Here is a 22557-nt window from a genome sequence, read left to right as displayed (position 1 = left end):
GCACCCCTGATCGCAGGCGCACGGCTGGTCATGGCACCACCGATCTCCTACACCCCCACCGACATCGCCACCTGGGTTCAGGAAAACCAGGTGAGCGTCCTGCATGTGACCGCCTCGCTGTTCGCCCTCCTGGTCGACCACGAGCCGCAGTTGTTCGACCGTCTACGCCGGTTCCTCACCGGCAGCGAGACCGTCTCCCCCCGCCACGCGGCGCTGATCCTGCAACGGTGCCCGGATCTGGAACTGGTCAACTGCTGGGGACCCACCGAGACCACCACCTTCTCCGTCTGCGGCCCCTACACCCATGAGACCCTGCCCGCAGGTCCCCTCCCCCTGGGCAAGCCGCTGGTCAACACCCAGGTGTGGGTCCTCGACGACACCGGCCGCCCCACCCCCATCGGCACCCCCGGAGAGCTGTACGTCTCCGGCCCCTGCCTGTCACGCGGCTACCTCAACAACCCCGCCCTGACCGCCGAACGCTTCCAACCCCACCCCACCCACCCCGGAACACGGCTCTACCGCACCGGAGACCGCGGCGCCTGGTCTCATGATGGGCACGTCGAATTCCACGGCCGCGTCGACCACATGGTCAAGATCCGCGGCTACCGCGTCGAACTCGGCGAAATCGAAACCACCCTCCGCACCCACCCCGCGGTTCGCGAATGCGTCGTCGTCACCCGCACCGGCGATTCCGCACACACCGACCTCGTCGCCTACACCGTCCCCGACAACGACGACCTCTCCACGGCCGACCTGCGCACGTGGCTGGCCGAGCGGCTCCCCCACTACATGGTGCCGCGCTGGTTCGTCACCCTCGACGCCCTCCCCCTGACCCCCCGCGCCAAGGTCGACCGCACCGCACTCCCCGCACCGCAGACAGAGCGCCAGGCGGACGCGGAGTTCGAAGCCCCGATGGGACGGACAGAAGAGGTCCTGGCGGAGATCTGGTCCCGGGTCCTGGACGTGGACCGGGTCGGCCGCCACGACACCTTCATCGACCTCGGCGGCGACTCCATCCGCAGCATCCAGATCCTCGGCCAGGCCCGCGACACCGGAATCGGGTTCACCCTGCAGGACCTGCACCGTCATCCCACGCTCGCCGGCCTGGCCGGTGTCGCCCGTTCCGTACAGGACGAAGTGGTCGAGCGGGAGCCGTTCTCGCTGCTGTCGCCCGAGGACCGCGAACGGCTCCCCGAAGGGCTGGCCGACGCCTACCCGATGGCCGAGCTCCAGATCGGCATGGTCTACGAGATGGAGCTCGACCCCGACCGGCGTCCCTACCACAACGTCCACAGCCTGCGCATCACCGGCTCCTTCGACGAGACGGCCTTCCGGAACGCCGTCACCCGCGTCGTGGAACGCCACCCGATCCTGCGCACCTCCTTCGACCTCAGCCGCTACAGCGAACCCCTGCAACTGGTCCATCCCACCGTCGAGATCCCGCTCACGGTCGCGGACCTGCGCGACGCCGATTCTCGCGCGCGGCGCGCGGCCCTGGCGGAGTACGTGCGCGCCGAGCAGCGGGACACGTTCGATCCTGCGGTCGCGCCGCTGTTCCGGATGGCGATCCATGTCGTCGACGACGCCTTCCAGTGGACGGTGACCGAGCACCACGCCATCCTCGACGGCTGGAGCCTGGCCTCCACGCTGACCGAGATCAACGACCTGTACCGGCGGCTGAAGGACGGGGAGGAGCCGCAGCCGGTTCCGCTTCGCTCGCTGTACCGGGACTTCGTCGCCGCCGAGCGCGCGGCGCTGGGCTCCGAGGAGAGCCGGGCGTTCTGGCTGGAGCACCTGGCCGACCGGCCCGAGGGACGGCTGCCGCGCTGGCCCCAGGACGCCGCCTTCGCGATCGGCGAGAGCGTCCCGGGCGAACGACACGAACGCGACGACGACCAGGGACACGGCGCCCTGATCACGATCATCCCGGCGGAGCTGACGGCCGGACTGGACGAGCTGGCCCGCCGCTGCGGCGTCCCGTTCAAGGCCGTCGCACTCGCCGCCCACCTGCGCGTGATCGGTCTCGTCACCGGAAACCCCGATGTCGTCGTCGGCCTGACCAGCAACAGCCGCCTGGAGGAAGCCGACGCCACCGAGGTACGCGGCCTGTTCCTCAACACCCTGCCCTTCCGCCTGCGCCTGCCCGACGGCACCTGGACGGACCTGGTACGGGCGGTGTCGGACGCGGAACAGGACCTGCTGCCGCATCGGCGCTACCCCATGTCCGCGTTGCAGCGCACGCTGGGCGGGGAGGCGTTCTTCGAGGTCGACTTCAACTACAACCACTTCCACCAGTTCGGCCACCTCGCCGACCAGGGCGCCCTGGCACTGACCGACACAGACGCCGACGTCCCCGGGATCGCCCGCACCAACTTCCCCCTGGGCGTGTCCATCAGCCGCGAACCCGGCCTGGACGGCCTGCGCCTCGAACTCGACTACGACACCCGCCACTTCCCCGCCGAACAGATCACCACCCTGCGCGACTACCACCTCCGCGCACTGAAGGCCATGGTCGCCGACCCCACCGCCCCCCTCGCGGACACCTGCCTGCTCGGTGACGCCGAACAGGCGTTACTGACCGCGTGGAACGACACGGCCACTCCCTACGCCGACATCCCCGTGCACGAGTTGCTGCGCGAACAGGCCCGGCGCACCCCCGACACGATCGCGATCGAGGACGACCACACCCACATCACCTTCGCCGGACTCGACACCGCGAGCGACCGTCTGGCCCACCGGCTCATCCACCACGGCGCACGACGCGGCGACATCATCGGCATCCACCTCCGCCCGGGAGCGAACGCCCTGATCGCGGTCTGGGCCGCGTGGAAGGCCGGAACCGCCTTCCTCACCCTCGACCCCGACCAGCCCTCCCCCCGCCTGCGCACCATGCTCGACGACGCCCGCCCCGCCCTCCTCATCGTCGACGACCCCGGCAACGCACCCGACGGCTACCCCGTGCTGGACATCACCGCGCCACCGGCGGAGACCGAGCCGGTCGTCCTGCCCGTGGTGGGAGCGCGTGATCTGGCGTACGTGATGTACACCTCCGGCACCACCGGACGCCCCAAGGGCGTCATGATCGAACACGGCAACCTCACCAACTACGCCCAGACCCTCCTCCTCCCCCGCATGCGAACAGCCGGCATCACCACCAACGCCCGCGTCGTCCTGGGCACCTCCGCCTACATCTCCGACTTCTTCCTCGAACAGATCCTCCCCCTCCTCGACGGCCACACCCTCCTGGTCCTGTCCGCCGAACAACGCCACGACCCGCGATACCTCGTCGAACGCGCCCACCACGCAGACCGGGCCGTGACAGCGATCGAGGCGACGACCGCCCAGATCCAGTTGCTGGTGGACGCCGGGCTGCTGGACGCGCCCCATCCTCCCCGGCTGGTCGCGGTGGGTGGGGAGGCGTGCCCGCCGGATCTGTGGGAGACCCTGCGCGCTCACCCCGCCACCGTCGCCTTCAACACCTACGGCCCAACCGAGACCACCGTCGACGCCACCGCCGTCAACGTCGCCGACCACCCCACCCCCGTCATCGGACACCCCTACGGCAACACCCGCGTCCACCTCCTCGACCACCACCACCAACCCGTCCCCATCGGCACCACCGGCGAAATCCACATCGCCGGCACCGGCATCGGACGCGGCTACCTCAACCACCCCCACACCACCGCCACCACCCACACCCCCGACCCCTACGGACCCCCCGGCACCCGCCTCTACAAAACCGGCGACCTCGCCCGACACACCACCGGCGGCCACATCGAATTCCTCGGCCGCAACGACCACCAGATCAAAATCCTCGGCCAGCGCATCGAACCCGAAGACATCGAAACCACCCTGCGCACCCACCCCCACATCACCACGGCCGCCATCGGCGCGCACCGGGCAGGCGAGGATGGACACCACCGGCTGGTCGCCTACCTGGTCTGTGACGGTGAGCAGGTTCCGGCCGTCGAGCTGCACGCCTGGCTGTCGGAGCGGCTGCCCGCGTACATGGTGCCGCGCTGGTTCGAGTACCTCGACGCGATCCCCCTCACCGCCCAGGGAAAGATCGACCGGCGCGCCCTGCCCGAGCCTTCCGGGGAACGCCCCACGCTGACGCACCGGTACGTCTCCCCGCTCCCCGGCACGGAGGCGAGGCTGGCGGAGATCTGGTCGCGCGTGCTGGGAGTGGATCAGGTCGGCCGCCACGACAACTTCTTCGACCTCGGCGGCGACTCCATCCGCAGCATCCAGGTCCTCGGCCAGGCCCGCGACACCGGTCTCGGGTTCACCCTGCAGGACCTGAACCGGCGGCCCACGCTCGCCGAGCTGGCGGGTGTGACGCACCACGCCTCCGGCCGGGACCGGCGTCCGGTGCGCGATCCGTTCTCGCTGCTGTCGCCCGAGGACCGCGAACGGCTCCCCGAAGGTCTGGCCGACGCCTACCCGATGGCCGAGCTCCAGGTCGGCATGGTCTACGAGATGGAGCGCGACCCCGACCGCCTGCCGTACCACAACGTCGACGGGCTGCGGCTGGCAGGACCGTTCGACGAGGCGGCCTTCCGGGAGGCCGTGGCCCGCGTCGTGGAACGCCACCCGATCCTGCGCACCTCCTTCGACCTCAGCCACTACAGCGAGCCCATGCAGCTCGTCCACCCCTCCGCCGAGGTCCCGTTCACCGTCACGGACCTGCGCGGCACGGACCCGGACGAGCAGCGCGCGGCACTGGCGGGACACATGCGGGACGAGCGGCACCGCCCCTTCGACCTGTCGGCCGCGCCGCTGCTGCGGATGGCCGTGCACGTCATGGACGACGACGCCTTCCAGTGGACGGTCACCGAGCACCACGCCATCCTCGACGGCTGGAGCATGGCGTCCACCCTGACGGAGATCAACGACCTGTACCGCGCGCTGCTGGCGGGCGAGGACCCGGTCGTGGAACCGGTGCGGTCCACGTACGGCGACTTCGTCGCCGCCGAGCGCGCGGCGCTGGGCTCCGAGGAGAGCCGGGCGTTCTGGCTGGAGCACCTGGCCGACCGGCCCGAGGGACGGCTGCCGCGCTGGCCCCAGGACGCCGCCTTCGCGATCGGCGAGAGCGTCCCGGGCGAACGACACGAACGCGACGACGACCAGGGACACGGCGCCCTGATCACGATCATCCCGGCGGAGCTGACGGCCGGACTGGACGAGCTGGCCCGCCGCTGCGGCGTCCCGTTCAAGGCCGTCGCACTCGCCGCCCACCTGCGCGTGATCGGTCTCGTCACCGGAAACCCCGATGTCGTCGTCGGCCTGACCAGCAACAGCCGCCTGGAGGAAGCCGACGCCACCGAGGTACGCGGCCTGTTCCTCAACACCCTGCCCTTCCGGCTCCGGTTGCCCGAGGGCACCTGGAGCGACCTCATCCGCGCGGCCTCCAGCACCGAGAACGACCTGCTGCCGCATCGGCGCTACCCCATGTCCGCGTTGCAGCGCACGCTGGGCGGGGAGGCGTTCTTCGAGGTCGACTTCAACTACAACCACTTCCACCAGTTCGGCCACCTCGCCGACCAGGGCGCCCTGGCACTGACCGACACAGACGCCGACGTCCCCGGGATCGCCCGCACCAACTTCCCCCTGGGCGTGTCCATCAGCCGCGAACCCGGCCTGGACGGCCTGCGCCTCGAACTCGACTACGACACCCGCCACTTCCCCGCCGAACAGATCACCACCCTGCGCGACTACCACCTCCGCGCACTGAAGGCCATGGTCGCCGATCCCGAGGCGGCGTACCGGACGGTGTCCCTGCTGGGCGAGGCCGAGCGCGCCCTGCTGGCGTCGTGGAACGACACCACGACTTTCTGCGCCGACATCCCCGTGCACGAGTTGCTGCGCGAACAGGCCCGGCGCACCCCCGACACGATCGCGATCGAGGACGACCACACCCACATCACCTTCGCCGGACTCGACACCGCGAGCGACCGTCTGGCCCACCGGCTCATCCACCACGGCGCACGACGCGGCGACATCATCGGCATCCACCTCCGCCCCGGATCAGGCGCCCTGATCGCGGTCTGGGCCGCATGGAAGGCCGGAACCGCCTTCCTCACCCTCGACCCCGACCAGCCCCCCGCCCGCCTGCGCACCATGCTCGACGACGCCCGCCCCGCCCTCCTCATCGTCGACGACCTCGACGACGCACCCGACGGCTACCCCGTCCTCGACCTGAGCCGGACAGAGGACCCCGGGAGGACGACGCCGGAGCCGGTCGTCCTGCCCGTGGTGGGAGCGCGTGATCTGGCGTACGTGATGTACACCTCCGGCACCACCGGACGCCCCAAGGGCGTCATGATCGAACACGGCAACCTCACCAACTACGCCCAGACCCTCCTCCTCCCCCGCATGCGAACAGCCGGCATCACCACCAACGCCCGCGTCGTCCTGGGCACCTCCGCCTACATCTCCGACTTCTTCCTCGAACAGATCCTCCCCCTCCTCGACGGCCACACCCTCCTGGTCCTGTCCGCCGAACAACGCCACGACCCCCGCCACCTCGTCGAACGCGCCCACCACGCCGATCTCGCGGCGGACGTCGTCCAGGCGACCACCGCCCAGATCCACCTGCTGGCGGACATCGGGCTGCTCGACGCGCCCTACCCGCCTCGTCTCGTGAGCCTGGGCGGGGAGGCCTGTCCGCCTGATCTGTGGGAGACCCTGCGCGCTCACCCCACCACCGTCGCCTTCAACACCTACGGCCCAACCGAGACCACCGTCGACGCCACCGCCGTCAACGTCGCCGACCACCCCACCCCCGTCATCGGACACCCCTACGGCAACACTCGCGTCCACCTCCTCGACCACCACCACCAACCCGTCCCCATCGGCACCACCGGCGAAATCCACATCGCCGGCACCGGCATCGGACGCGGCTACCTCAACCACCCCCACACCACCGCCACCACCCACACCCCCGACCCCTACGGACCCCCCGGCACCCGCCTCTACAAAACCGGCGACCTCGCCCGACACACCACCGGCGGCCACATCGAATTCCTCGGCCGCAACGACCACCAGATCAAAATCCTCGGCCAGCGCATCGAACCCGAAGACATCGAAACCACCCTGCGCACCCACCCCCACATCACCACGGCCGCCATCGGCGCGCACCCGTCCGGGAACGGCCAGCCCCACCTGGTCGCCTACCTGGTCTGTGACGGTGACCCCGTCCCCGCCGCGGAGATACGCGCCTGGCTGTCGGAGCGACTGCCCAAGCCCATGGTGCCGCGCTGGTTCCAGTACCTCGACGCCATCCCCCTCACCGCCCAGGGAAAGATCGACCGGCGCGCCCTGCCGGCTCCGCCGGGCGACCGGCAGGAACCGGCCGGGGAGTTCGCCGCCCCGCTGACCGGTGTGGAGGAGCTGCTGGCCGACATCTGGTCGCGCGTCCTGGGAGTGGCGCGCGTCGGCCGCCACGACAACTTCTTCGACCTCGGCGGCGACTCCATCCGCAGCATCCAGGTCCTCGGCCAGGCCCGCGACGCCGGAATCGACCTCACCCTCCGCGACCTGTTCGACGACCCGACGCCGGCCGGGCTGGCCGTCGCGGCGGGCGCCGGGACCGGCCGTACGCGCGACGCCGACCGGGACAGGGAGCCGTTCTCGCTGCTCTCGCCCGAGGACCGCGAGCGACTCCCCGAAGGGCTGGCCGACGCCTACCCGATGGCCGAGCTCCAGGCCGGCATGGTCTACGAGATGGAGCGCGACCCCGACCGCCGCCCCTACCACCACGTGGACGGCCTGCGGGTCACGGGGCCGTTCGACGAGGCGGCCTTCCGGGAGGCCGTGGCCCGCGTCGTGGAACGCCACCCGATCCTGCGCACCTCCTTCGACCTCAGCCACTACAGCGAACCCGTGCAGCTCGTCCACCCCTCCGCCGAGGTCCCGTTCACCGTCACGGACCTGCGCGGCACGGACCCGGACGAGCAGCGCGCGGCACTGGCGGAGCACGTGCGGCACGAGCACCGGAACACGTTCGACCTGGCGGTCGCGCCGCTGCTCCGGATGGCCGTGCACGTCATGGACGACGACGCCTTCCAGTGGACGGTCACCGAGCACCACGCCATCCTCGACGGCTGGAGCCTGGCCTCGGTGCTGTCCTCGATCACCACGACCTACCACCTGCTGCTGGAGGGTGAGGACCCGCGTCCGGCCCCGCCCCGGTCGCTCTACCGCGACTTCATCGCCGCCGAGCGCGCGGCGCTCGCCTCCGAGGAAAGCCGGAGGTTCTGGCTGGACCTGCTGGCCGACCGGCCCGACGGCCGGCTGCCGCGTTTGGCCGCCACCCTCACCTCCCGGGAGGACGGCGAGACGGCCACGGAGGAACGGCACGGACGCGACGAGGGCCAGGGGGACGGAGCCCTGAACACGGTCCTGCCGCAGGATCTGCTGGTCCGGCTGGAGGAGTTCGCCAGGCGCTGCGGGGTGCCGTTCAAGACGGTGGTGCTGGCGGCGCACCTGCGGGTGCTCGGCCTGGTCACCGGAAGCACCGACGTGGTCACGGGGTTGTCCTCGAACGGCCGGCTGGAGGAGGCCGAGGCCGCCGACGTGTGCGGCCTGTTCCTCAACACCGTGCCGTTCCGGCTCCGGCTTCCCGGGGGGAGCTGGCGTGATCTGGCGCGGGCGGTGTTCGACGCCGAACGCGAGATGCTGCCGCACCGCCGCTACCCCATGTCGGCGATGCGGCGCGCGCTCGGCGGGCCGCTGTTCGACGTCGGCTTCGTCTACAACCACTTCCACCAGTTCGGGAAGCTGGCCGAGGACGGCGCGCTGGTGCCCGCGGGTCCCGGCGCGGACACGCCCGGAACGGGACGGACGCACTTCCCGCTGCTGGTCACGGTGAGCCGCGAGGCCGGGGCCGAGGGGATGCGCCTGGATCTGGAGTACGACACCAGGGAGGTGACCCGCGAGCAGGCCGCCGCGGTGTGCGACCACCACGTGCGCGCCCTGGAGGCGATGGTCGCCGACCCCGAGGCGGCGTACCGGACGGTGTCCCTGCTGGGCGAGGCCGAGCGCGCGTCGCTGGCGTCGTGGGCGGGGGGTGGCGAGGGGTTCGAGACCGGGCCGGTTCACGAGCTGGTGGCGCGCCAGGCCGAGGCGGCGCCGGACGCGGTGGCCGTCGCGTGCGGGGAGGAGACCCTCTCCTACGGGGAGCTGAACGCGCGCGCCGACCGGCTGGCCCGGCGCCTGCGGGCCCTGGGCGTCGGCCCCGAGGTCTGCGTGGGGGTGTGTGCCGAGCGGTCGGTGCCGATGGTGGTGTCGGCCCTCGCGGTGCTGAAGGCGGGGGGCGTGTACGTCCCGCTGGATCCCGGCTTCCCGGCCGAGCGATTGCGGCTCATGCTCGCCGACCTGGAGGCGCCGCTGGTGCTGACGGCCGGTGACGCGGCCGGCCGCGTCCCGGAGGGGCCGTGGCGCGTCGTCGGCGTGTCCGGCGACGGGTCGCCGGACACGTCACCCCCCGCGGGCACCGGACCGGACACCGGGCCGGGCGCGGACCAGGAGCCGTCGCCCGTCCGGGTGGGCGCCGATCACGGGTGTTACGTGATCTTCACGTCGGGATCGACGGGGCGCCCCAAGGGGACGCTGGTGACGCACGGGAACGTGACCCGGCTGTTCGCGGCCACGGCCGCCGCGGGGCTGGACACCGGTCCCTCGGACGTGTGGACGTTGTTCCACAGCTTCGCCTTCGACTTCTCGGTCTGGGAGATGTGGGGCGCGCTGAGCACCGGCGGCCGCCTGGTCGTGGTCCCGCAGGAGGTGACGCGGGACGCCGAGGCGTTCTACGAGCTGGTGCGCCGCGAGCGGGTGACGGTGCTGAGCCAGACCCCCTCGGCGTTCCGGCAGTTCGAGAGCGTCGACGGGCGGCTGCGGGCGCCGCTGGCGCTGCGGACGGTGGTCTTCGGCGGCGAGGCGCTGCACCGGCCGTCGGTGCGTCGCTGGGCCGACCGCCACGGCTACCGGGCCCCGTCGCTGGTGAACATGTACGGGATCACCGAGACGACGGTGCACGTGACGTACCTGGAGCTGACCGAGCGGCACCTCCGTGCCCCGTCGGGCGACCCGTCGAACGGTGCGGCGGACAGCCGGACCGGAGGCCCGGCGAGTGGCATCGGCCGCCCGCTGCCCGACCTGCGCGTCCATGTGCTGGACGCGTACGGCCAGGAGTGCCCGATCGGGGTGGCGGGAGAGATCCATGTCGCCGGCGCCGGCGTCACCCGCGGGTACGCGGGCCGTGCCGCGCTGACCGCGGAGCGGTTCGTCCCCGACCATCTGGGCGGCCCGCCGGGAGGCCGGCTGTACCGCAGCGGCGACGTGGCGCGGTGGACCGCCGCGGGCGAGCTGGAGTACCTGGGCCGCTCCGACGCCCAGGTCAAGATCCGGGGTCACCGGATCGAGGTCGGTGAGATCGAGTCCGTTCTCGGGTCGCATCCCGCGGTCCTGGAGGCGGTCGTCACCCCGTACGTGAACGCGGGCGAGCAGGCCGATCTCGTGGCCTACGTGGTCCCGGCCGGCCGTGACACCGGCGGCACCGGCGGCACCGGCGGCACCGGCGGCACCGGCGGCACCCGCGGGGACGACGCTCACACCGGCGGGAGCGGCGGCGACCGGGCCGTGTCGGCGGACGCGTTGCGCGCATGGCTCTCCGGACGGTTGCCCGGTTACATGGCGCCGCGCTGGTTCGTGCTGCTGGACGGTCTGCCGCTGACGGCCCAGGGCAAGCTCGACCGGGCCGCCCTCCCGGCCCCCTCCGGGGAGCGGCCCGAGCTGGCGCAGGAGTACGTTCCCCCGCTCGCCGGTCCGGAGGAGGTCCTGGCCGAGATCTGGCGCCGGGTCCTCGACGTGGACCGGGTGGGCCGCCACGACACCTTCTTCGACCTCGGCGGCGACTCGATCCGCAGCATCCAGATCCTCGGCCAGGCCCGCGACGCCGGGCTCGGGTTCGCCCTCAACGACCTGTTCCGCCATCCCACGCTCGCCGGTCTGGCCGAGGTCGCAGGCAGCGGCCCGGACGAGACGGCCGAGCGGGACAGGAGACCGTTCTCGCTGCTGTCGCCCGAGGACCGCGAACGGCTCCCCGATGGCCTGGCGGACGCCTACCCGATGGCCGAGCTCCAGATCGGCATGGTCTACGAGATGGAGCTCGACCCCGACCGGCGTCCGTACCAGAACGTCGACAGCATCCTCGTCGCCGGAGCGTTCGAGGAGGCCGCCTTCCGGGACGCGATCACCCGCGTCGTGGACCGCCACCCGATCCTGCGCACCTCCTTCGACCTCACCGGTTACGGCGAACCCCTGCAGCTCGTCCACCCCGCCGTCGAGGTGCCGCTCACCGTCGCGGACCTGCGCGGGACCGAGCGGGACGGGCAGCGCGCGCTGCTGACCGATCACATGCGGGCCGAGCAGCGCCTGCCCTTCGACCTGTCGGCCGCGCCGCTGCTGCGGATAGCCGTCCACGTCGTCGACGACGACGCCTTCCAGTGGACGATCACCGAGCACCACGCGATCCTCGACGGCTGGAGCCTGGCCTCCATGGTGACGGAGACCCTCGACCTGTACCGTTCGCTGCTCGACGGCCACGACCCCCGGCCCGGCCCGATGCGGTCGCTGTACCGCGACTTCGTCGCGGCCGAACGCGCGGCGTCGCGGTCCGAGGGGGCCGAGCACTTCTGGCGGGAGCGGCTGGCCGACCCGCCGAACAGCCGGCTGCCACGCCGGCGCGTCGGCTCCGGTACGGTGAGGCCCGGCGACCCCGGCGCGATACGGGCCGGCGACTCGGGCGCGGTACGGATCGGTGAGCGCGTCGAGGGTGAGCGGCACCACCGTGACGAGAGCCACGGCAACGGTTCCCTGTCGACCGTGCTCCCACGGGATCTGCTGAACCGGCTGGAGGAGTTCGCCAGGCGCTGCGGGGTGCCGTTCAAGACGGTGGTGCTGGCGGCGCACCTGCGGGTGCTCGGCCTGGTCACCGGAAGCTCGGACGTGATGGTGGGGCTGACCTCCAACGGCCGTCTGGAGGAGGCCGACGGCGCGGACGCCCTGGGCCTGTTCCTGAACACGGTGCCGTTACGGCTTCCCCTGCCCCAGGGGAGCTGGGAGGAGCTGGTGCGGTCGGTGTTCGAGGCCGAGCGTGAGCTGTTGCCGTACCGGCGCTACCCGCTGTCGGCACTGCGGCGGAGGCTCGGCAGCGGTACCGCCCTCTTCGACGTCAGCTTCGTCTACAACCACTTCCACCAGTTCGGGCGGCTGACCGAGGACGGCGCGCTGGCCTCCACCGACCCGGGCTCCGACCTGCCCGGCGTGGCCGCGACCAACTTCCCGCTGGTCGTCGCGGTCATCCGCGAACCCGGCGACGTCCTGCTCCTGGAGCTGGAGTACGACCCCAGGGAGCTGGGCGAGGACCAGGTCACCGTGCTGCGCGACTACCACCTGCGCGCCCTGGAGGCGATGGTGACCGACCCGGGGGCGCCGTGGCGGGACGTGTCGCTGCTGGGCGAGGTCGAGCGTGGCCTGCTGGACTCGTGGAACGACACCTCGGCGGACGAGCCGCCGCTCCTGGTGCACGAGCTGGTGGAGGCGCGGGCGGCGGCGAGTCCGGACACGGTGGCCGTCGTGGCGGGAGACCGTTCCCTGTCCTACGCCGCGTTGAACGCCGTCGCGAACCGTCTGGCGCGCCACCTGCGAGGGGCGGGGGTGGGGCCGGACGTGTGCGTGGGAGTGTGCGTCCCCCGCTCGACGAACATGATCATCGCTCTGCTGGCCGTCCTGAAGGCCGGCGGCGTGTACGTCCCGCTGGACGCCGACCTCCCCGCCGAGCGCCTGCGCCTCATGCTGAGCGAGGTCGGCGCCCCCCTGGTCCTGACCGTGGGAACCACCGCCGGCCGCGTCCCCACCGGCCCCTGGCGAACCCTCGACCTCGACACCGAAGACCTCGACGCCGGTGACCTCGACGCCGATGATCTCGGCGCCGCCGACCTGCCCGGTCCGGAGAACCCGCACGACGTCGTGCGGCCGGACAACGGCTGCTACGTGATCTTCACCTCCGGGTCCACCGGCCGCCCCAAGGGGGTGGTGACGTCGCACCGCAACGTCACCGAACTCCTGCACGGCGGCGAGAGCATGACGCTCCGGGACGACGACAGGCTGCTGCAGATCGCGACCACCTCGTTCGACGTGGCCACCTACGAGATCTGGGCCCCGCTCGCGGCGGGCGCGCGACTGGTGCTCGCACCTGCCGTGGACTACACGCCCGCCGACATCGCCGCCTGGGTCGCCGAACACGACATCACCGTGCTGCACGCGACCGCCTCCCTGTTCACCCTCCTGGTCGACCACGAACCACAGTTGTTCGACCGTCTGCGGCGGTTCCTCACCGGCAGCGAGACCGTCTCCCCCCGCCACGCGGCGCTGATCCTGCAGCGGTGCCCGGATCTGGAACTGGTCAACTGCTGGGGACCCACCGAGACCACCACCTTCTCCGTCTGCGGCCCTTATACGCGTGAGACCCTGCCCGCAGGTCCCCTGCCGTTGGGCAAGCCGCTGGTCAACACCCAGGTGTGGGTCCTCGACGACACCGGCCGCCCCGTTCCCATCGGCACCCCCGGAGAGCTGCACGTCTCCGGCCCCTGTTTGTCACGCGGCTACCTCAACAACCCCGCCCTGACCGCCGAACGCTTCCAGCCGCATCCCACCCACCCGGGAACGCGCCTGTATCGCACCGGAGACCGCGGCGCCTGGTCTCATGATGGGCACGTCGAATTCCACGGCCGCGTCGACCACATGGTCAAGATCCGCGGCTACCGCGTCGAACTCGGCGAGGTCGAAGCCACCCTCCGCACCCACCCCGCGGTTCGCGAATGCGTCGTCGTCACCCGCACCGGCGATTCCGCACACACCGACCTCGTCGCCTACACCGTCCCCGACAACGACGACCTCTCCACGGCCGACCTGCGCACGTGGCTGGCCGAGCGGCTCCCGCGCTACATGGTGCCGCGCTGGTTCGTCACCCTCGACGCCCTTCCCCTGACGTCGCGAGGGAAGGTCGACCGCGCCGCCCTGCCCGCCCCGGAACCCCGGCACCCCGCCCCTGCGGGATCCCTCCCGCCGCTGTCCGACGTGGAGGAACGGCTGGCGCGGATCTGGCGCCACGTCCTGGGACTCGACCGGGTCGGCCGCCACGACGACTTCTCCGACCTCGGCGGGCACTCCCTTCTCGCCGTCAGGCTGGTGCTCAGGATCGAGGAGGAGTTCGGCACGGCGGTGCCGCTGACCCGCCTCTACGCCACCCCGACCGTGGCGGGTCTCGCCGTCTACCTCGGTGGCCGGAACGGGCGCTCGCGCCCGGCCGGCGGCGAACGGGTGGTGGAACTGGGCGGCACGCCGGGACTGCGTCCCCTGGTGCTGGTGCACCCGGTCGGCGGCACGCTCTTCCCCTACCTGAACCTCGTCGGCCGGGTCGGCTCCGCGTTCGAGGTGCTGGGCGTCCAGGGCGACCCCCTGGACGGCGGCGCCGTGGATCTCGGCGAGATGGCCGAGCGCTACGCCCGGGAGCTGGCGCCGCTGCTGGGAGACCGCCGCCCGGTCGTCGCCGGATGGTCGGCCGGGGGCGTCATCGCCCACGAGCTCGCCGTACGGCTGGAACGGCACGGCGTCGAGGTTCACCGCCTCGTTCTCATCGACGCCCATCCGCACCGCGAAGCCGAAGAGGCCGGGGAGGACCCGACGAATGCCGAGGACGCCGCCGCGTTCGACGCGTTGCGCGCCGACGTGGCGCGACGGGGACCGGACGCCCTCGACGCCGCGCTCGCCCGGCCCGGGTTCCGTGACCTGCTGACCACCCTCGGCGTCGACCAGGCCGGCCTGGCGGGCCTGGACGGCGCCACCCTCGCGGGTCTCCTGGGGTTCTGGCAGAACATGCTGGCGGCCCTGGCCGCGCACCGCCCGTCGCGCTTCGACGGCCCCGCCGACCTTCTCCTCGGCCGGGCGGACGACGAGGACTCCGGTCGTGCGGCGGCCGACGGGTGGCGGGAGCTGACCGGTGCGCTCACGGTCACACACATCGACGGCGACCACTTCGAGCTGTTGCGGGACCCCTGGGTGACGACCGTCGCCGAGACCCTGCGCGGCTCGTCTGAGCAGACGGGAGGTTGACATGTTGGTGCTCGGTATCAGCGGTCTTGATCGCTCGATGTCCGTCAAGAAGGACATGCTGCCCGGCCTCGACCCGCGCGAGCAACGGCTGGTCCAGGGGCTGGAGTCGGCCGCGGCCCTCGTCGGCGAGGACGGGGTGATCGCCGCCTCCGCCCAGGAGCGGCACGACGGCGTCAAGGGCACGGGAGGGTTCCCGGCGGACGCCGTCGAGGCCTGCCTGCGCGTCGCGGGCGTGAGCCTGGACGACGTGGACTTCCTCGCGCACGGATTCCGCTACGAGCCGTCCCCTGCCTTCGAACGCGACGACCTCGTGCGGCGCTGGTACCGGGAGGTCTACAGCGAACAGGTCCAGCTCGACATCCTCGCCTCCCGGTACCCGGGGCACGACTGGTCCCGAAAGCTGGTGCGCGTCCCGCACCACCTGGCGCACGCCGCGAGCGCGTACCACCTGAGCGGTTTCTCCGACGCGCTGGTGCTGGTCGCCGACGGCATGGGCGAGGCCGAGTCGATCTCCGTGATGTCCGGGCGGGACGGCCGGCTGGAGGTCCTGCGCACGTACCCGATCGGCGCGTCCCTGGGCATCCTCTACAGCGTCGTCACCCACTACCTGGGCTTCCTGCCCGGTATGGACGAGTACAAGGTGATGGGCCTGGCCCCGTACGGCGACGCCTCCCGCCACGCGGGCGCGGCCGAGGAGCTGGCGCGGCACCTTCCCGGTGGCAGGCTGCTGGTGCCGCTGCTGGCCCGCGACCGGTCACCGGTGGAGCGCGAGACGCACCGGGGCTCCCTGCGCCGCCTGGAGGAGCTGTTCGGCCCGGCGCGCCATCCCGACGCCCCTCTGACGCAGCGGCACATGGACGTCGCGGCGACCCTGCAGCGCCGCCTGGAGGAGAGCCTTCTGTTCGTCCTGCGTTCCGCCCTGGAGGAGACCGGAGGCGGCCCGCGCGACCTGTGCATGGCCGGAGGCGTGGCGCTCAACTGCACCGCGAACGGGACGATCGCGCGGAGCGGGCTCTTCGAGCGGATGTTCGTCCAGCCCGCCTCGGGTGACGACGGCGCCGCGCTGGGGGCCGCGCTGTGGCAGCTGCGGCGGCACGTGCCCGCGGAGCCGGTCGCGATGACGATGCCGTACTGGGGTGAGGGGTTCGGGCCGGAGGAGATCGCCGGGGCGCTGGCCGTGCTCGGCCCGGAGCACGAGGTGCGGGAGCTGCCGGACGCGCGGCTGCTGGCGGAGGTGTCCGGGCTGATCCGCAGCGGAGCGGTGGTCGCCTGGTTCCAGGGCCGGATGGAGTTCGGCCCGCGCGCGCTGGGCAACCGCAGCATCCTGGCCGACCCGAGCGCCCCGCACATGCGGGAGCACCTGAACGCGGTGGTGAAGCAGCGCGAGGAGTTCCGGCCGTTCGCCCCGGCCGTGCTCGACGAGGACGCCCGCGAGTACTTCGAGATCGAACCCGGCCAGGAGGGCCTGTTCCGGCACATGCTGTTCACCGCCCAGGTGCGGGAGAAGTACCGGGACCTGCTGCCCGCGGTCACCCACGTCGACGGTTCGGCCCGCGTCCAGGTCGTCGAGCGGGACGCCGCGCCGCGGTTCTGGAGCCTGATCCGGAGGTTCGGGGACGACTGGGGCACGCCGATGCTGCTGAACACCTCCTTCAACCTGCGGGGCCAGCCGATCGTGCGTACCCCGCAGGAGGCCGTGGCGACCTACGCGCGCTCGTCGCTGGACGCCCTGGCGATCGGCGGGTGGCTGGTCATCCGCAGGCCAGGGGCGCGCAGGGGTGCCGCGTGACCGGGCGGACCGTGGAGCGCGGCGACACCCTGCGGGAGGCCGTGGCCGAGATCTGGCGTGACCGCCTCGGCGTCGCCGAGGTCCACGACGACGACGACTTCTTCCTGGTGGGGGGCGACTCCGTGCTCGCCGTCGAGACCGCCACGGCCCTGCGCGCGCTCACCGGCACCGAGCTGGAGCTGGACATCCTCTACGACCACCCCGCGTTCGGGGCCCTGGTGGCGGCGCTCGCCGGGGGAACGGGCCCGGCCGGGCGCGAGCCGCGCGAGCTGACCCCCGCCGAGGGGCGGGTGTGGGCCGCCGAGAGCCTCCGTCCCGGTACGCCGCTCTACCACGTCTGCGCCCGCTACCGCTTCGGCGGCAGGCTCGACCTGGTCCGCCTGAGAGAGGCGCTCAACGCCCTCGTCGGGGAGCACGAGGCGCTGCGGCGCGGTTTCGAGACGCCCGGACGCGCGTTCACGGCCGGTGACGTGCCGGCGCCGTCGTGCCGCTGGGTCGAGGCGCAGGGCGTGGCCGAGTCCGGGGTGCTCCGGCTGCTGGACGAGGACGCGCGGGCGCCGTTCGACCTGGCACGCCCGCCGTTGCTGCGGGCGCTGGTGGTCGACCGTGGCGAGACGGGTGACCTGCTTCAGCTCACCGTCCACCACCTGGTGTGCGACGGCTCCTCGCTGTCCCTGCTGGAGGCGGACCTGCAGCGGCTCTACGACGGCGAGCGGAGCCGGCCCGACGGTTCAGGAGGTCCGGGCGGTTCAGGCGGTTCAGGTAGTTCGGGCGGCTCGGGCGGCTCGGGCGGCTCGGGCGGCAGGACCGTGGCGGCCCCGCGGGCCGTCTCGGCGCGGGAGCAGGATCCCGACGCGGCCGTGGAGTACTGGCGCAGGACCCTGGCGGGCTGCCCGGCGGGCCTGCCGGTGCCGCACGACCTGCCCCGTCGTGGACCTGCCGAAATCTCCCCGGCCTCTCCGGTTTCCGGGTCTTCCGGGGCCTTCGGGGTCTCCGGCGCTTCCGGGGCGACGCATGCTCTCCCCTTCCCCCCGGAGTCGCTGGCCGCCCTGTCCGCGCTGGCCGAGGCCGAGCGGCTGAGCCCGTTCATGGCCTGGGTCGCGGCCTACGCCGCCGGGCTCGCCGCGGTGACGGGCGAGCGCGACCTGGTCGTCACCGTGCCGCTGTCGTCACGCGAACCGGAACAGCGGCGGGAGATCGGCCTGTTCGTCGACATGCTCCCGCTGCGCGTCGTCCTCCCGCCGGACGCCACGGCCCGCGTCCTGGCGAGGTCGGTGCGCCGGGTCGTCACCGAGGCCCTCGCGTACGGGCGGCTGCCGGACCGGGTCGTGATCGAGGACCTGCGGCCGAACGGGGACCGGCCGGGCTCGTCGGGCTCGTCGATGGAGGCCGCCCTGACGTACGTCGACGCCTCGGAGTGCGGGCTGCGCGCCGGAGGGTCGTGGGCCCCGCGCGAGCTCGTCCCCACCGGGACCGCCAAGTACGACGTGCTGTGGAGTGTGACGCGCCTGGCGGACACCACCGTCGTCGAGCTGGAGTACCCCACCGACCTGTTCTCCGCGGAGGCGGCGGCCGACCTCCACGTGCGGCTGGTGTCGGCGGTGGGCACGGCCTTCGCCCGCCCCGACGCCGTCATGACCGGGACGGTCGCGGACGGTCCGCGGGACCGGCCGTACACGCCCGTCCACGAGCTGGTGCGACGGCAGGCGGCGGCCCGCCCGGACGCCGTCGCGATCCGGCACAGGGACCTCGGGCTGACGTACGGGGAACTGGACGGCCGGGCGTCCGCGGTGGCGGCGGGGCTGCGCGCGGCCGGACTGCGCCGGGGGGACGTGGTGGCCGTCGCGATGGAGCGCGGCGCGGACCTGGTGACGGCCCTCCTCGGGATCCTGTACGCGGGCTGCGCCTACCTGCCGGTCGACGTGCGCCAGCCCGCCGAGCGCACCCGGTCCGTGGCGGGGGACGCGGCACGGGCCGCCCTCGTCGCGGAGGGGCGGCGGGCCGAACCGCTGGCCGACCTGATGCCGGTGCTCTGGTTGCAGGCGCTGCTCCGCCAGGGCGTGCCCGCGGGCCCGGGACCCGCCCCGGTCGAGCTGACCGGCGAGGACCTGGCGTACGTGATGTCCACCTCCGGCTCGTCGGGTGTGCCCAAGGCGGTCGCCGTCCCCCACCGGGCGATCACCCGGCTGGTCCCGGACGCGAACTTCCTCACCGTCGACCCCGCCGACCGCGTCGCGCACCTGTCGAACCCGGCCTTCGACGCGGCGACGCTGGAGATCTGGGGGGCGCTCTCCGCGGGGGCCACGCTCGTGGTGGAGGAGCCGGACGTGGTCCTGTCCCCCACGCGCCTGCGGGACTTCCTCGAACAGCGGCGGATCACGGTCCTCTGGCTCACCGCCACGCTTCTCAACCAGGTGGCGGACTTCGCCCCGGACGCCTTCCGGCATCTGCGGGTGCTGCTGTTCGGCGGGGAGAAGGCCGACGAGCGGCGCCTGGCCAGGCTCCTGGAAGGCCATCCGCCGGCACGGCTGGTGAACGGGTACGGGCCGACCGAGAACACGACGTTCAGCACCTTCCACGACGTCACGGCGGCCGACGTCGCCGAGGGCGCCGACGGCGCCGTGCCGATCGGACGCCCGATCTCGGGCTCCACCGCCTACGCGCTCGACCCGGAGGGCCGGCCGGTCGAGGTCGGCGAGACCGGCGAGCTGTACGTGGGCGGCGACGGCCTGGCCCACGGGTACCTCGGCGCGCCCGCGATGACCGCGGCCGCGTTCGTGCCCGACCCGTTCGGCCCGGGGGCCGGGGGGCGCCTGTACCGGACCGGGGACCAGGTGCGGCTGCTGCCCGGCGGACGCTTCGAGTTCCTCGGGCGCCACGACGACCAGGTGAAGATCCGGGGGTTCCGCGTCGAGCTCGGCGAGGTCGACGCGGTCCTGCGGCGGCAGGACGGGGTGGCCGACGCCGTCGTGCTCGCCCACTCCACGGACGACGGGACGGAGATCGTCGCCTGCGTCACCCCCTCCGGCGATACGGACCGGCCCGCGGACGCGTCCGCGGACACGCCGGTGGACGGGTCGGCGCTCGACGTGCGGCCGGGCACACCGGCGAACGGCGGGCGGCCGGTCGTACCGGAGCACGGTGAGCCGCTGGACGTGCCGGCGCTCGGTGAGCGGCTGCGGCGCGAGCTGCCGGAGTACATGGTGCCGACCCGGCTGGTCGTGCTGAGCCGGATACCGGTCAACGCCAACGGCAAGGTCGACCGTTCCGCGGTGCTGGCCGCCGCCGGCGTCGTGCCGGTCGGCGAGCCGGTGTCCCCGGAGGCGGCCTCCGGCCCTCCGGTTCCGGACCCGGCGGAGAGCGGGGCGGGCCACGGGACCGCGGACATCGAGGGCACCGGGAACGCCCGCGACGTCCGCGACGTCCGCGACGTCCGCGACACCGAGAACGCCGAGAACGCCGGGGAGGCCCGGGAGCTCCGTGACGCCGAGGCGGCCGCGGCCGTCAGCGCCGTGTGGTGCGAGGTCCTGGGTGTCGACGACGCGCGTCCCGAGGACGACTTCCTGACGATGGGCGGCCACTCCATCAAGGCGCTGCGCCTGCTGTCCCGGCTGGAGCAGGAGTTCGGGGTGGCGGTGGAGCTCGCCGACTTCTTCGCCGGTCCCACTCTGCACCGGCTCGTCGTCCTGTTCCAGGGGTCCGTCGACGCGAGCGCGGGCGGGAGTGGCGATGCCTGGACCGACTGAGAGCGCGCGCGCCGTCGCGTCGGGGAACACGCTGGAGCGGTTCCTGTGGCACGCCCGCGTGAGGCCGCACGCGCCGGCCGTACAGGACGAGAGCGGTGAGCTCGGCTACGCGGCGCTGCTGTCCGCGGTGCGCGAGCGGGCCGGGCGGCTGGCGGCGGACGGTGCGCGGCGCGGCTCGCGCGTCGCCGTCGAGTCCGGGTACGGCACCGGCTACATCGTGGCACTGCTGGCGACCTGGCTGCTGGAGGCGGTGGCGGTCCCGCTGGACCCGTCATCCCCCGCCGACCGGCGCCGCCACCAGGTCCGGGCGGCCCGCTGCGATGTGGCGGCGGCCGGACCGGGCTCCGACGGGGTGGTGGAACGCGCGGTCGCCGAGGTGACCGCCGAAACCGCCGCCGCCACCGGGGACGCCAGGAAAGCCGGAGGCGTCGGGAACACCGGGGACGCCGAGCGCGCCGTCGCCGTCGAAGACGCCGGGAACACCCGGGACACCGAAGAGGCCCGGAGCACGAAGGACGGACAGGACCCGGCCGCGTACATCCTGTTCACCTCGGGATCGACCGGAGTGCCCAAGGGCGTGGAGGTCGAGCACCCGGCGCTGGTGAACATGCTGGAGCACTTCGTGCGCGCGCTGGACCTGGGCCCCGGGCACCGGCTGCTCGCGCACAGCAACATCGTCTTCGACATGTCGGTCCCCGAGATGCTGATGCCGCTGATCAGCGGCGGTACCGTCGCGGTGGCGCCGCCCCGCTCGGCCCGCAACCCGGAGTTCTTCGCCGGATGGCTGCGCGCGCATCCGGTGGACGCCGCCTGGGCCACCCCCAGCCAGCTCCGCCTGCTGCTGCCCTTCCTGCGCGGCGAGCGGGTCTTCGGCACGCTCATCAGCGGCGGCGAGGCCCTGACGGCGGCGCTCGCCGACGACCTCCGCGACGTCACGGGCACGCTGTGGAACGCGTACGGCCCCACCGAGATCACGGTGGTCGGGCTGGCCGGCGAGGTGGTGCCGCCCCACCGGGACCCGATGCCGATCGGCCGCCCCCTCACCGGCCTGCGCGCCCACGTCCTGGACGAGTGGCTGCGCCCGGTCCCCGACGGGGAGGTCGGGGAGCTGTTCCTGTCCGGGATCGGCGTGGCGCGCGGCTACGTCGGGGACCCGGAGCTGACCGCCCGTGCCTTCGTCACCGGTCCCGGCGGCGAGCGGATGTACCGGACCGGGGACCTGGTGCGGGTCGGGCCGGACGGCCGCCACTCCTTCCACGGACGCCGCGACGACCAGGTGAAGATCCGCGGCCACCGGGTGGAACTGGGGGAGATCGAGGCGGTCGCCCATCAGGCGCCGTCCGTGTCCCAGGCCGTCGCCGTCGTCTCGGACGTCCCGCACGACCGGCCTGACCTGTACCTGGCCGTCGCGACCGAACCCGGGAGCGGCGTGGGCGAGGCGGAGCTGCGCGCCCCGCTGCGCCGGCTGCTGCCCCCCTACATGCAACCCCGGCGGGTGCTGTTCTTCGACGAGCTCCCCCGCAACACCGCCGGCAAGACCGACCGCCTGGTCGTACGGCGGATGGTCGACGAACGCCTGTCGGCCGACCGCGACACACGTCCCCCGACACCCGTGGAAGGAAGAGCGACATGAGCGAGCAGACCACCGACATCCGGTACGCCGTCGTCGTCAACGACGAGGAGCAGTACTCGATCTGGGCCGAGGGCCGGGAGGTTCCGGCCGGCTGGCGCCCGACGGGCGTGCGGGGCACGCGCGAGGAGTGCCTGGAGCACATCGGCACGGTGTGGACGGACATGCGGCCCAAGAGCCTGCGCGTCGCCATGGGCGAGAGCTGACCGATCCAG

Annotated in this window: 5 protein-coding genes; all 5 read left to right on the top strand. The window is 72.9% G+C overall.

Annotated elements, in window-relative coordinates; translation table 11 throughout:
* The first annotated feature begins 6 nt into the window (after window positions 1-6).
* The 5 genes from ACLQ2R_RS37180 to ACLQ2R_RS37160 are packed head-to-tail and all read left to right on the top strand — an operon-like array spanning window position 7 to window position 22548.
* Complete coding sequence (locus ACLQ2R_RS37180; protein ID WP_425966116.1) at window positions 7-15177, top strand: amino acid adenylation domain-containing protein; 15171 nt, start codon at window positions 7-9, stop codon at window positions 15175-15177.
* Window position 15178: 1 nt separating this feature from the next.
* Entirely contained in the window at window positions 15179-16966 is a 1788-nt protein-coding gene (locus tag ACLQ2R_RS37175) for a carbamoyltransferase family protein (RefSeq protein WP_425966114.1), read from the top strand.
* The gene (locus tag ACLQ2R_RS37170) at window positions 16963-20712 is read left to right on the top strand and encodes an amino acid adenylation domain-containing protein (RefSeq protein ID WP_425966113.1); all 3750 of its coding nucleotides are present in this window, start codon (window positions 16963-16965) and stop codon (window positions 20710-20712) included. Before ACLQ2R_RS37175 ends, ACLQ2R_RS37170 begins: the two co-directional genes overlap by 4 nt.
* On the top strand, window positions 20696-22345 hold the full coding sequence (locus ACLQ2R_RS37165; RefSeq protein WP_425966112.1) for an amino acid adenylation domain-containing protein: 1650 nt from the start codon (window positions 20696-20698) through the stop codon (window positions 22343-22345). Before ACLQ2R_RS37170 ends, ACLQ2R_RS37165 begins: the two co-directional genes overlap by 17 nt.
* Window positions 22342-22548: an MbtH family protein gene (locus tag ACLQ2R_RS37160; RefSeq protein ID WP_425966111.1), complete on the top strand. Its 207-nt coding sequence runs from the start codon at window positions 22342-22344 to the stop codon at window positions 22546-22548. The genes ACLQ2R_RS37165 and ACLQ2R_RS37160 overlap by 4 nt, the downstream gene beginning before the upstream one ends.
* The last annotated feature ends 9 nt before the right edge of the window (window positions 22549-22557 follow it).

Origin of the sequence: Streptosporangium sp. DT93 (assembly GCF_049844535.1) — a bacterium.
Lineage (GTDB): Bacteria > Actinomycetota > Actinomycetes > Streptosporangiales > Streptosporangiaceae > Streptosporangium.
This window is presented reverse-complemented; position numbering and strand designations above follow the sequence as displayed.

Excerpts from the sequence above, each read along its gene's own strand:
- ACLQ2R_RS37175 (WP_425966114.1), top strand. The coding sequence starts at position 15,179 with ATGTTGGTGCTCGGTATCAGCGGTCTTGATCGCTCGATGTCCGTCAAG.
- ACLQ2R_RS37165 (WP_425966112.1), top strand. The coding sequence starts at position 20,696 with ATGCCTGGACCGACTGAGAGCGCGCGCGCCGTCGCGTCGGGGAACACG.
- ACLQ2R_RS37160 (WP_425966111.1), top strand. The coding sequence starts at position 22,342 with ATGAGCGAGCAGACCACCGACATCCGGTACGCCGTCGTCGTCAACGAC.